Source organism: Vibrio sp. 2-1-2a (assembly GCF_032648565.1).
In the GTDB taxonomy this organism is placed as follows: Bacteria; Pseudomonadota; Gammaproteobacteria; order Enterobacterales; family Vibrionaceae; genus Vibrio; species Vibrio diabolicus.
Genome location: NZ_WBOH01000004.1, coordinates 150,003 through 163,079, shown reverse-complemented (window position 1 = coordinate 163,079; position 13,077 = coordinate 150,003). Strand labels below are relative to the sequence as shown.

At 46.6% G+C, this 13,077-nt stretch carries 10 protein-coding genes; 8 read left to right on the top strand and 2 right to left on the bottom strand.

Annotated features, from left to right (window positions below):
- Nucleotides 1-27: 27 nt before the first annotated feature.
- Nucleotides 28-801: a potassium channel family protein gene (locus F7Y48_RS12465; RefSeq protein WP_182036187.1), complete on the bottom strand. Its 774-nt coding sequence runs from the start codon at nt 799-801 to the stop codon at nt 28-30.
- A 105-nt stretch (nt 802-906) separates the two neighbouring features.
- Here F7Y48_RS12465 and F7Y48_RS12460 point away from each other — a divergent pair, with 105 nt between their 5' ends.
- From F7Y48_RS12460 to hldE, 3 genes are all read left to right on the top strand, one after another.
- The gene (locus F7Y48_RS12460) at nt 907-2,163 is read left to right on the top strand and encodes a methyl-accepting chemotaxis protein (RefSeq protein WP_005395942.1); all 1,257 of its coding nucleotides are present in this window, start codon (nt 907-909) and stop codon (nt 2,161-2,163) included.
- A gap of 113 nt (nt 2,164-2,276) precedes the next feature.
- The gene (glnE, locus tag F7Y48_RS12455; RefSeq protein ID WP_316684375.1) at nt 2,277-5,120 is read left to right on the top strand and encodes a bifunctional [glutamate--ammonia ligase]-adenylyl-L-tyrosine phosphorylase/[glutamate--ammonia-ligase] adenylyltransferase; all 2,844 of its coding nucleotides are present in this window, start codon (nt 2,277-2,279) and stop codon (nt 5,118-5,120) included.
- A 67-nt stretch (nt 5,121-5,187) separates the two neighbouring features.
- Nucleotides 5,188-6,618, top strand: a complete 1,431-nt coding sequence (gene hldE / locus F7Y48_RS12450; RefSeq protein WP_114323136.1) for a bifunctional D-glycero-beta-D-manno-heptose-7-phosphate kinase/D-glycero-beta-D-manno-heptose 1-phosphate adenylyltransferase HldE — start codon at nt 5,188-5,190, stop codon at nt 6,616-6,618.
- A gap of 175 nt (nt 6,619-6,793) precedes the next feature.
- Here the strand turns inward: hldE and tolC are convergent, their stop codons facing one another.
- Nucleotides 6,794-8,122 (bottom strand): outer membrane channel protein TolC, encoded by a 1,329-nt coding sequence (gene tolC / locus F7Y48_RS12445; RefSeq protein ID WP_012842165.1) that lies wholly within the window; start codon nt 8,120-8,122, stop codon nt 6,794-6,796.
- 229 nt (nt 8,123-8,351) lie between these two features.
- Here tolC and nudF point away from each other — a divergent pair, with 229 nt between their 5' ends.
- The 5 genes from nudF (at nt 8,352) to parE (ending at nt 13,075) form a co-directional block, all read left to right on the top strand.
- Nucleotides 8,352-9,002 (top strand): ADP-ribose diphosphatase, encoded by a 651-nt coding sequence (gene nudF / locus F7Y48_RS12440; protein ID WP_012842164.1) that lies wholly within the window; start codon nt 8,352-8,354, stop codon nt 9,000-9,002.
- The gene (locus F7Y48_RS12435; RefSeq protein ID WP_005395930.1) at nt 9,002-9,445 is read left to right on the top strand and encodes a DUF1249 family protein; all 444 of its coding nucleotides are present in this window, start codon (nt 9,002-9,004) and stop codon (nt 9,443-9,445) included. Before nudF ends, F7Y48_RS12435 begins: the two co-directional genes overlap by 1 nt.
- A gap of 61 nt (nt 9,446-9,506) precedes the next feature.
- Nucleotides 9,507-10,313 carry a 3',5'-cyclic-AMP phosphodiesterase gene (gene cpdA, locus F7Y48_RS12430; RefSeq protein ID WP_316684374.1) on the top strand — a complete coding sequence of 269 codons (807 nt, stop codon included), beginning with the start codon at nt 9,507-9,509 and terminating at the stop codon, nt 10,311-10,313.
- Between the two features lie 47 nt (nt 10,314-10,360).
- Nucleotides 10,361-10,945, top strand: coding sequence for an esterase YqiA (gene yqiA, locus F7Y48_RS12425; protein WP_258507594.1), 585 nt, complete (start codon nt 10,361-10,363; stop codon nt 10,943-10,945).
- Between the two features lie 249 nt (nt 10,946-11,194).
- The gene (parE, locus tag F7Y48_RS12420; protein ID WP_006743361.1) at nt 11,195-13,075 is read left to right on the top strand and encodes a DNA topoisomerase IV subunit B; all 1,881 of its coding nucleotides are present in this window, start codon (nt 11,195-11,197) and stop codon (nt 13,073-13,075) included.
- Nucleotides 13,076-13,077 lie beyond the last annotated feature (2 nt).

Below are 13,077 nucleotides of genomic sequence, written 5' to 3'. Positions count from 1 at the left end.
CTGTACAAAAAATAGGACCGCATGGTCCTATTTTTTTGTCTTTGTTTTGCTTTGTTGCAGCTCTTGTTCTATGAAGTCGAGTCGTTCTAGTATTTGCGCTTGTTGGCTTAGGAGTTGCTCGAGCATACGTTCTTTATTGATTGAGCTGTGCGTCTGTTGTTTTGTCGGGGCAGTAAGGATAGAGGTGATAAGACCCGAAATCATACCAAAGATCCCCACACCACAAACAATGATGATGACGGCTAAAAACTTTCCTACTGAGGTCACCGGATAATGATCGCCGTAACCAACGGTTGAGATCGTTACGAATACCCACCACAAAGCATCGGCGCCAGTGCGAATATTCGCTTCTGGGTTTTTCGCTTCGATAAACAGCATGGCACTAGAACCGAGCGTAATGAGGATCACCATCAACAGTAATATTGAGGCGACCGTGGTTTCGCGGCGGTTCTCTTTGAGCTGATGCAAAATGAACTTTGACGAGCGCAGTACTAATACCACTCGAAGAATATGAAAGATACGAGCAAAGCGCAGTGGCTCTATTAATGGGATGCTCGCCACGAAATCTATCCAATGACGTTTAAGAAACAACCACCGATCTGTGGACCGGATCAAATCAATGGTGAGCTGTAATAGAAAAATACTACAGATTATGAAATCCAGACCGATAAGAACTTGACGGGTTTCGTGATCGATCGGGAAAAACAACAAGCCAGAGATCACAAATAGTGCCATAAAAGACAATATTAGTGACAACAGGCCCATCGGTCGTGTGCTGTCTTTGATATCATTGTTTTTCATACGAAGCTCGAAATAAATCGCGTAACCACGCTAAACGCGAACATAACTATAAGTAATATAAAGATTATAGATAAAGACTATATAAGACTCGGTGGAGAACTGACAATGGAAAAGCTGGCATTTAAGCCATGGGAAAGGGTCATATCCGACATTCGACTGGTTCCTAAAATGGTCATGTTGATGGTCTTCAGTACTGTCCTGATTGTGGCAAAACAACTGTGGGACGCGAACACCTTTTACGATTCACTTTTAGCGGCGACACAAAACGCGCAAGTTGCCCAACAGCATTACGAAGCATACTTAACGCAAGTTGCTTGGCAAACCGCCTTATTGATTGTGGTTTTTGTCGTGCTCTTATTAGCGGCGGCTAGAGTGATGCTGCGTCAAACGCAGTATCTGAGCGACGCGATCAAACTGATGGCGAGCAAGAACCTCTCCGTGCCATTTGGTATGGATTGTAAAGATGAATACGGAGACGTGGCACGTGAATTAGAAAAGACACGTCGCCAATTGCACGATGTGATTCAAATGCAAATTAATGCTTCTGATGAGTTATCCACACTCACGGAAGTGATGACGCTGAGCATGTCGGAAACGAAAGAGTCGGCGCAAGAAGAGTTTAACGAAATTGATCAACTTGCGACGGCGATGAGTGAAATGTCGTCGACGGTGCAAACCGTCGCAGAACATGCCCAGACTGCGTCTTCTCTTACAGAGCAAGCTTCCGCACAAGCGATTTCTGGTCAACAGTTCTTGCAAAGTACGATGGCGAAAATGAGTGAACTCTCGTCGGACATCGCTTCATCGGCGCAGGCGGTTAACCAGGTCGAAGAACGTGTTGAATCCATTGGTAGTGTTGTGGGTACGATTCAAGGTATCTCTGAACAAACTAACCTGCTTGCACTGAATGCGGCTATTGAAGCTGCGCGAGCTGGCGAGGCGGGTCGAGGTTTTGCGGTGGTTGCAGATGAAGTTCGTAACCTTGCACAACGTACACAACAAGCGACGGTAGAAATTCAAGAGATGATTGCGCAGCTGCAAACCAGTGCAGAATCTGCTGTAGAACTCATGGAGAAAAGCGTAGTGGAAGCGGCCGATGGAAACGAGCTGGTTTCTAATGCTGGATCTGAGCTCGATGGTATTGTTGGGCAAGTGACGCAAATCAATGACATGAACTTCCAAATCGCGACCGCGTCTGGTCAGCAAAGCAGTGTTGCAGAAGAGATGAGTCAAAACCTCACCAATGTACGTGAGCTGGTAGAAGCCTCGGTTGTGGTTGTGACAGAGCTGCTAGAAACTTCTGAAATGATGCAAAATAATGCTGGCGAGTTAGACAAGAAGATCAAATCTTTCCAAGTTTAATATTCCATCCAGAACTTTTGATAAAACGCCCACAAACCTTTTGTGGGCGTTTTTATTTGCTTTAAGTCTGGTATAAAGAATGAGTTACCGTGCTTTTCAAACAAGGAAGAAAAATGCAGCTGCCTTCGCCACTGATTTCTATCGCTGAATCTGCCGTACAAAATGCTCAAGAGGCAGGTTATTTTCCCCTTTGGCCAGATGAGATTGCGCAGCAATTTCGCTATGTGGCGGGCTTAAGCCAGTTTATTACCGAAGCCATTCATCGCGATGAAGTCCTAGCGCGTGAGTTGCCAAACATGTTAGCGCAACCAAGTCGTCAAGAATCTTACCGTTCACGTCTTGCGGCACTGCTGGGAAAATGCCCGGATGAGATGTCTGGTCATCGCGTGTTGCGTCAGTTTCGCAACCGAGAAATGGTGTACATTGCGTGGAAGGATTTTACGCATGCATGGTCGCTAGAAACGTCTTTAAGCCACTTATCCGAGTTGGCTGAAGCGATGATTTTTGAAACCTATCAATGGCAATATCAAGCGTGTTGTCAGGAGTGGGGAACGCCGACGAGTGAGGAAGGTGAAGTACAGCCGATGTTGATTATCGGCATGGGGAAACTGGGTGGCGGCGAGTTAAACTTTTCTTCCGATATCGATCTGATTTTCACGTATCCAGAAAACGGTGAGACACAAGGCGCGCGCCGCAGCATTGCCAATGCCCAGTTCTTTACTCGCCTTGGTCAACGCATCATCAAAGCGCTCGATCAACAAACCTTCGATGGTTTTTGCTACCGTGTCGACATGCGACTGCGTCCGTTTGGTGAGAGTGGTCCATTAGTCATGAGCTATGCTGCGCTTGAAGATTATTATCAAGAACAGGGACGTGACTGGGAGCGTTACGCGATGATCAAAGCTCGAGTGATGGGGTGCGAAATGTACCCGCAATACCAAGAGCTACGCCAAATGCTGCGTCCTTTTGTTTTTCGTCGCTATATTGATTTCAGTGCGATTCAGTCTTTGCGTCGGATGAAATCGATGATCAGTAGTGAGGTTCGTCGCCGAGGTTTGAACAACAACATCAAGTTAGGCGCAGGTGGCATCCGAGAAATTGAATTTATCGCCCAAGTTTTTCAATTAATTCGAGGGGGGCGCGAGCCTTCTCTTCGTAATCGAGGGTTGTTGGAAACGCTGCAAGGCATTGAAGAGCTGGCGTTACTCACTTCGCAAGAAGTCAGCAGTCTAGAAGCTGCATACAAGTACTTGCGTCAATTAGAAAACTTGTTGCAAGCGATGGCGGATAAGCAAACCCAGACGCTGCCTGATTGCGAAACCGAACGCTTAAAGCTCGCCACCGCGATGCAAATGACCTCTTGGGACCAACTGATTGAGCAAACTCAGCAGCACATGGCGAATGTCCATCAAGTATTTGAGTCGTTAATTGGTGATGATGAAGAAGATGAGGGCACTACGGTTGCTCGTCATTTTCATGAGTTATGGGATATGGCGAACAAACAAGATGTGCTTGAACATATCTTGCAGCAGGATATTCAGGTTGAAGACTTTGCTTCATGCGCGAAAACCATCATCAACTTTAAAACCGATCTGGCTAAAAAAACGTTAGGACCGCGTGGACGCGAAGTGTTAAACCGTTTGATGCCGAAGGTGTTTGATGCGGTGTTTGCCCACCCTGATGCACAGTTTGGTTTACCGCGAGTGTTGCATTTACTGCACAATATCTGCACACGTACAACTTATCTGGAGTTATTGGATGAGCACCCAGCGGCTCTAGTACAGCTCGTACGTTTGTGTACCGCAAGCCCAATGATTTCAGAGCAGTTATCTCGGTATCCGATCTTACTCGATGAGTTGATCGATCCTGCACAGTTGTACAATCCAATCCCATTAGACAGTTACCGCACAGAGCTGCGTGATTATCTGGCCCGTATTCCAGAAGATGATATGGAGCAGCAAATGGAAGCGTTGCGCCAGTTTAAGCAAATCTGCATTTTACGTATTGCGGCGGCGGATATTGCTGGTGCATTGCCGGTGATGAAAGTGAGTGATCACTTAACCTATTTGGCGGAAGCTATCGTTGATGCTGTGGTCAGTCAGGCTTGGTTGCAAGTGTCCGAAAAATACGGCGAGCCAACGCATGTGAAAGATCGTGAAGAGAAGGGTTTTGCCGTCATTGGTTATGGCAAAGTCGGTGGCTGGGAACTCGGCTATAACTCCGACTTGGATATCGTCTTCATGCATGACTGCCCAGTCAATGTCTATACAGATGGCAAAAAGGAAATCGACGGCCGTCAGTTCTACCTTCGCCTAGCGCAGCGCATCATCCATATTTTCTCGACTCGCACCGCTTCCGGCATTTTGTACGAAGTCGATACCCGCTTGCGCCCGTCTGGCGCGTCAGGTTTGTTGGTTAGCCCAACCGATGCGTTTGACGATTATCAGCATCAAGAAGCCTGGACATGGGAGCATCAAGCACTTGTGCGCGCGCGCTTGATTTACGGCGATGAACCCCTTGCTATTGCATTTCACAATACGCGACATGATGTGTTGTGCAAAGCGCGCGATCGGGCGGAACTGAAAAAAGCCGTTGTCGAAATGAGAGAGAAAATGCGCGGCCATCTTGGGGGGAAAAAGCCCGGCCGTTTTATGCTCAAGCAAGACGTGGGAGGGATTACCGATATCGAATTTCTCGCTCAGTACTTAGTGCTCAACTATAGTCACGATAAGCCGAAGTTAACGCGTTGGTGTGATAATGTGCGCATCTTTGAAACGCTCATTGCACAAAATGTCATGGACGAAGACCAGGCAATGCAGTTGATACGTGCCTACACGACAATGCGAAACGAAATACACCGGAGAAATCTACTCAATTTAGATGCTGATGTGGTGGAAGATAAGTTTGTTGCCGAAAGGGAGTGGGTAAAACAGGCTTGGAATCAGTGGTTCAGTTAAGACCATATATTTAGCCTCGATAAGGGCTGTGATAAACTCACTTCGATTTAATTTTTGGAGACCAACAATGAAACCAATTCTACCTGATTACAACAGCGCTGGTGTGCTCATCATCGGTGATGTCATGCTAGATCGTTACTGGTATGGCCCAACCGGACGCATTTCTCCTGAAGCGCCGGTTCCTGTTGTAAAAGTAGAAAACAATGAAGAGCGTCCTGGTGGTGCTGCGAACGTTGCGATGAACATCGCATCACTAGGTGGCCATGCTCACATTGTTGGTCTAACAGGGGAAGATGAGCCTGCAAAAGTGCTAACGGAGACGCTGAGCTCACTCAATGTGAAGTGCGATTTCGTTGCACTGCCTGATTACCCAACGATCACGAAGCTTCGCGTAATGAGCCGTGGACAACAGCTTATTCGTCTCGACTTCGAAGATAAATTTGAAAACACGGATTCTGCACCTGTGCTATCGCGTATGGATGCCGCTCTGCCAAACGTTAAAGCCGTGATTATGTCTGACTACGCAAAAGGCTCGTTAGAGCATGTTCAGGCATACATCCAAAAAGCGCGCGCAGCACACATTCCAGTTTTCATTGACCCTAAAGGTGCGGATTTTGAACGCTACCGCGGCGCGACACTCTTAACACCAAACATGAAAGAGTTTGAAGATGTCGTTGGCAAAGTAAAATCAGACCAAGAGCTGGTTGAAAAAGCACTTCAGCTTGTTGAAGAGTTTGATTTTGAAGCGCTACTGGTTACGCGTAGTGAAAACGGCATGACGTTGATCCGCCGTGGTCAAGAGCCATTCCACCTTCCGACTCAAGCGAAAGAAGTGTACGACGTGACAGGTGCTGGTGATACGGTGATTTCTGTACTTGCAGCTTCAGTTGCGGCGGGTAAATCTTTCGAAGAAGCGTGTGCACTAGCGAATGCGGCAGCTGGCGTTGTTGTTGGTAAGCTTGGCACCTCGACCTTGTCTGAAATTGAACTGGCAGAAGCGGTACATGGCAGCCAAGACACGGATTACGGTGTGATTTCAGAAAAAGCGCTGATTGAAGCAGTGAAAAAAGCCCGTGCACGTGGCGAGAAAGTCGTTATGACAAACGGCTGCTTTGATATTCTTCACGCTGGGCATGTGTCTTACTTAAACCATGCTGCTGAACTTGGTGATCGCCTGATTGTTGCGGTGAATACCGATGAATCAGTGAAGCGTCTTAAAGGGCCTGGTCGTCCTGTGAACCCAACCGATCGCCGCATGGCGGTATTGGCAGGTTTGGGCGCTGTGGATTGGGTAGTACCATTTAGTGAAGATACGCCGCAACGTTTGATCTCGGAAGTTCTGCCAAGCTTGCTAGTAAAAGGTGGTGACTACAAACCAGAAGAAATTGCTGGTGGTAAAGAAGTCATTGCTGCAGGTGGCGAAGTTCGTGTATTGAACTTTGAGGATGGGTGCTCAACCAGTGAAATCATCAATGCAATCAAAGGCGGTAAGGGCTAAGCCTACGATTTGTTGGCATTGAAACGCTATTTGTTTGTAAAAGGTCGCCAAGTGCGGCCTTTTTGATACTTGATGTTCTGAGATACTTTTCGTCTAACTGCAAGCAATAAAAAACGCCAGCTGATAAATCAACTGGCGTTTTTATTTATTGAGAACTGAAGCATTCAGTCAGCAATTATTTTGCTGCTTTCAAACCTGCATCAACGTCTAAGATGTCTTGTTCGCTTAGCGTACCAACGGCTTGGCGTAGCTGAAGAACACTTAAGATGTAGTCGTAACGAGCGTTCGATAGGTTTTTATTCGCATCGTATAGACGACGAGTTGCGTCTAGCACGTCAACGATAGTACGAGTACCCACATCAAAACCTGCTTCTGTTGCTTCTAGTGCAGAGCGCGCAGAAATAACGGCTTGCTCATAAGCACGTAGTGCGCCGATAGAGGCGTTAATGTTGTTGTTTTGTGCGCGAACATCTTTTACTACGCTGCGGTATTGTGCTTCAAGATCTTCACTTGCTGCCACGTACGCGTATTCAGCCTGTTTGGTTTGAGAGGTGACGTTACCACCCGTGTATAGCGGCACCGCAAGGTTCACACCGATATTGAAGTTGTCTGTGGTGTTGTCACGAGAGCTATGAGACGTATCACCGTAGTTGTAACCACCGTCTAGAGACAGCGTCGGTAGATGACCAGAACTTGCTAGTGAAATATTGTCACGTGCGATATCTTGAAGAATACGTGAAGACAGCAAGGTCAGGTTTTTGGTTTTTGCTTCGTCAATTAGTGATTCAGCAGGCACGGTCGATGGGCTAGCAGTGAAGCGGCGAGTGTCCAAGATGTTGAGATCTTTGTGTTCTTGACCGGTGATTTCACGTAATGACTCGTAGCTGTTAGTCAGTGCGTTTTCTGCTAACACTTCATCCGCCAGTACTTGGTCGTACTGAGCTTGCGCGTCGTGTACGTCAGTGATCGCAGATAAACCTACTTCAAAACGCTGTTTTGTTTGCTCTAGTTGACGACCCACTGCGGCTTTTTCTGCACGGACGAAAACAAGGTTGTCTTGTGCGCGTAGAACTTCAAAATACGCTTGTGAAACACGAAGAATTAGTGCTTGTTGAGTCGCAGCGTAAGTTGCGTCTGCTTGACGAGCACTTTTCTCAGCGGTATCTAGCGAGATCCAAGATGCGCGGTTGTAAAGTGCTTGTGAAAAGCTAACACCAGCGGTTAGAGCGTTGGCATCGTTTGATACGTCATTGACTAGATTTGAGTCGTATTCAGTATCGCCACGAGTTAAGTTGTAACCTGCTGTTAGGTTAATTTGTGGTAATAGAGCACTACGGCTTGAGGTGATTGCTTCGAAAGCTTGGTCACGTTGTGCTGCTACACTGAGCAATTGTGGATCATTTTGTTTTGCTAAGTCGTAGATTTCAGCCAAAGAGTCTGCGAACGCAGACGTACTCATGCTACCTAGCGCTGCACTGATAAATAGTGGAAGCAATTTTTTCATTTTCTATTCCCGCGGTCAATAGATTGGTTAATTCTCAGTAGTTTAACTCAATTTGCACGATATTTACTCTAAAGTTTGCACTTTTTTACACGTAATTATCCAGTTGTGCAATAAATTTTCACCAAATACTTAAATTAATTTGTAACTATTGTACAAAAAGTTGAGCCAAGTCCTTTGAGCAAGCGAATAACAATGAGTAAACTACAAGATTCACTCAGAGAGGTGTCGAATGCAACAGTGTGACAAACAACAAAAGGATTTTACTTCGCAAGATGTAAAAGTCATCTCGAAAGAAACCTTATTTGAAGGCTTTTTCAAAATGGTGAAATATCGCTTTCAGCATAAGCTATTTGCTGGAGGTTGGAGCGAGGTTGTCGAACGAGAAATGTTCGAGCGTGGTCATGCTGCAGCGATGCTTCCTTATGATCCAAATACGGATCAAGTGGTTATCATTGAACAGATTCGAGTAGGAGCCTTAGAGCATCAACACCCATGGCAGCTAGAGATTGTCGCGGGTATGATTGACCGTGATGAATCAGCCGAAGCCGTCATTCGCCGAGAAGCTGTCGAAGAGGCGGGGATACAAGTGGGGCGTGTTGCGCCAGTCACTTCTTATTATCCTTCTGCTGGCGGTTGCTCGGAAAAGTTGGACGTATTTGTTGGTGAAGTGGACGCATCTAAAGCGCACGGCATTCATGGTTTAGACTATGAGAATGAAGATATTCGCGTACATGTTTTGAGTCGTGAGCAAGCATATCAATGGGTGAAAGACGGAAAATTTGAAAATGGTGCGTCGATTATTGCGTTGCAATGGTTGCAATTAAACCATCAAGAGTTGAAGTCACAGTGGGGGCAACCCCAAATGGTGGAGAGTAAGTAATGGCACAAGTGGCTGAAAAACAGAGGTATCATGTTGATTTAGCGGGTCTAATGAGAACCTATGAGACCAACTACGCTAAATTGAACGCCTTATTGCCTGCTTCTGCCGAAGTTGGGGATGTACGTTGCTACCAAGCGGCGAACATGGTTTACCAATTGACCGTGAATGAAATCACAAAATACACCACAGTTGTTGAGATATGTCAGAGTGATGAAACGCCAGTGTTTCCTTTACCGACGATGTCTGTCAGGCTTTATCACGATGCGAGAGTAGCCGAAGTATGCTCAAGCGGAGAGTTCTCTCGCATAAAAGCTAAGTATGATTATCCCAACGACCAACTGATGCAGAAAGATGAAAAGCATCAACTAAACACATTCCTCGGTGAATGGCTGACGTTTTGTTTACGAAGTGGTATCAGTAGAACACCACTTGCCTTCAATTGATCGTCACGTCACTAAAGGAAAATAACAAATAACGATATAGTGGACGAATCAGGTTTTCATTTTGCAATCATCTAGTGACAGCATCAACCTTTTACAAATTACGGATACTCATCTGTTTGCTGCCGATGAGGGAAGTTTGCTGAGCGTAAAAACGGCCGATAGCTTTAACGCTGTTGTTGCTGATGTTTTACGCCGCAACGTGACGTTTGATTACATCTTGGCGACAGGGGACATTTCCCAAGACCATAGTGCAGAATCTTACCAGCGCTTTGCCGAAGGCATTGAACCGCTAGAGAAAGACTGCTTTTGGTTGCCTGGTAATCATGACTACAAGCCCAATATGGGCAGTGTATTACCTTCGCAACAAATCAAAGCGGCAGAGCATGTATTGCTTGGCGCGCATTGGCAGTTGGTTCTTTTAGACTCGCAAGTTGTTGGCGTTCCCCACGGACGCTTGAGTGACCAGCAGTTAGCGTTACTCGAAGAAAAGTTAGCAGAACACCCCGAAAGGCACACGCTTGTGTTGCTGCATCACCATCCATTATTGGTGGGAAGCGCGTGGCTTGATCAACATACCTTAAAAGATGCCGAAGCGTTCTGGCAGGTTGTCGATCGTTTTGATAACGTGAAAGGCATTCTCTGTGGACATGTTCATCAAGACATGAATGTGCTTCATAATGGTATTCGAGTGATGGCAACACCCTCGACGTGTGTTCAGTTTAAGCCTAACTCGGATGATTTTGCCCTCGATACGACTTCGCCTGGTTGGCGTGAACTGCAGCTGCACGCTTGTGGTGATATTACGACTCAAGTGGGCCGACTTCCTGATGGCCAGTTCCAACCAGACTTCTCTTCTAACGGATACTAACGCGCCCGAGCTCTATGTTCGGGCTCGCTTTTTTGTGCGAGATATCTATGAGTAAACCTTCACTTCTTCTGTATATCCATGGCTTTAACAGTTCTCCACTCTCAATGAAAGCCAATGTGATAAGAGCATACTGCGAGCTGCATCGTCCTGATATCAAAGTGATTGTTCCCCAGTTACCTTGTTATCCTCAACAAGCGGCGAAAATGTTGTTGGATATCATCGAGCAATATAAAGACGACTATAACATTGGTCTGGTGGGCAGCTCATTAGGCGGCTTTATGTCAACGTGGCTAAATGACAAGTTTGGATTTAAAGCGGTTGTGGTCAACCCCGCGGTTAAGCCCTATGAGTTGTTAGTAGATTATTTGGGTGAGCAAACTAACCCTTATACGCACGAAACCTATACACTTGAAGCTTGTCATATTGACGAGTTAAAAGCTCTTGATGTACAAAGCATCGCGTCGCCACATTCTTTCTGGTTGTTGCAGCAAACAGAAGATGAGGTTTTAGACTATCGACAAGCGGTAGATAAGTTTGCAGACGCTAAGCAAACAGTAGAACAAGGCGGTGATCACAGTTTTGTAGGCTTTGAGCGTTATCCTGCACAGATTATCGAATTTCTAGAACTGTAATTCGAAAGCGATTGGAAAAGGCTCATAGTTTTTATTGATATATCCAACCGTTTCTTGACATGGGCGGTATGCTTTCCGACTATGTTTTGCCAAAAGATCTTAAGGGTCGAGGACCCTGGCTACTTTGTTATGCATCATGTTTACAAGCACTTAGTGATGTGAACAGGGTGGCTTTTTCGTTTCCTGAGTATGGGTTCACCCATTGGTGATATTCAGGCAACAAGTAAACTTTGAGAATAATTCCGTATTATGACTGAACAATATAATGCTGGTGCCATTGAAGTACTGAATGGCTTAGAGCCAGTACGTCGCCGACCAGGGATGTATACGGATACAGCGCGCCCAAACCATTTGGGCCAAGAAGTTATCGACAACAGTGTCGACGAAGCGCTAGCCGGACATGCCTCAAAAGTACAAGTCATCCTACATGCCGACCAATCACTAGAAGTGATCGATGATGGTCGAGGCATGCCTGTTGATATCCACCCTGAAGAGAAAGTGTCAGGCGTAGAGTTAATCCTATGCAAGCTGCACGCAGGTGGTAAGTTCTCTAACAAAAACTACCAATTCTCTGGTGGTTTGCACGGGGTAGGTATTTCGGTAGTAAACGCGTTGTCAAAACGCGTTGAAGTAACCGTTCGTCGTGATGGCCAAGTGTATGAAATTGCATTTGAGCACGGTGATAAAGTCTCTGACCTGACCGTAACCGGCACATGTGGTCGTCGCAATCGCGGTACCAGCGTGCATTTCTGGCCTGATGCGAAGTACTTCGATTCGGCTAACTTCTCTGTTACGCGCCTAGTCAATAATCTGCGCGCAAAAGCGGTTTTGTGTCCGGGTTTAGAAATTACATTAACCGACAAAGTTAATGGTAAAGACTATAAGTGGTACTACGAAGACGGTCTTAAAGACTATCTTGCGGAAGGCGTAAAAGGCTACCCAGTTATTCCTGAAGAACCATTTACTGGTGAGTTCTTGGCGGATACCGAAGCGGCAAACTGGGCGGTAATTTGGCAGCCAGAAGGTGGTGAGATGATCACCGAAAGCTACGTTAACCTGATCCCAACCGCTCAAGGTGGTACGCACGTTAATGGTCTACGCCAAGGCTTGTTAGAAGCGATGCGCGAATTCTGTGAGTTCCGTAATCTATTACCTCGTGGCGTGAAGCTAACGGGTGATGACGTTTTCGACCGCTGTTCTTACGTGTTGTCGGTTAAAATTCAAGATCCGCAATTTGCAGGCCAGACCAAAGAACGTCTGTCCTCTCGTCAAACTGCGGCATTTGTCTCTGGCGTAGTAAAAGATGCGTTCAGTCTTTGGTTGAACGAAAAGCCTCAGCTAGCAGAGCAATTGGCAGAAGTCTGTATCGCTAACGCGCACCGTCGTATGCGTGCAGCTAAAAAAGTCGTACGTAAGAAAGTGGCGTCCGGCCCGGCACTGCCAGGTAAGTTGACCGACTGTTCAGCACAGGACTTAAGTCGCACTGAAATCTTCTTTGTGGAGGGGGACTCTGCGGGTGGCTCGGCAAAACAGGCACGTGACCGTGAGTTCCAAGCCGTGATGCCATTGCGTGGTAAGATCTTGAACACGTGGGAAGTCTCTGCTGACCAAGTATTAGCATCTCAAGAAGTACACGATATTTCAGTGGCTTTGGGGATTGATCCTGACAGCGATAACCTTGAGGGGTTGCGTTACGGTAAGATCTGTATCCTTGCCGATGCGGACTCGGATGGTCTTCACATCGCAACGCTGCTTTGTGCACTGTTCACTCGTCACTTCCGTGCACTGGTTGAAGCGGGTCATATCTATGTGGCGATGCCGCCTCTGTATCGAATCGATTGCGGGAAAGAAGTGTTCTACGCTCTCGATGACGATGAAAAAGATGGCATTTTAGAGCGCTTGTCGAAGAAGAAAGCCAAAATCAACGTGCAACGATTCAAAGGTCTGGGTGAGATGAACCCACTTCAGTTGCGTGAAACCACCATGGATCCGAACACGCGTCGCTTAGTGCAGCTAACCATTGACGACTCTACGGCGACCATGGAAATGATGGACATGCTGCTGGGCAAAAAGCGTGCAGATGACCGTCGTTCTTGGCTACAAAACAACGGCGACTTGGCAGAGGTGTAACG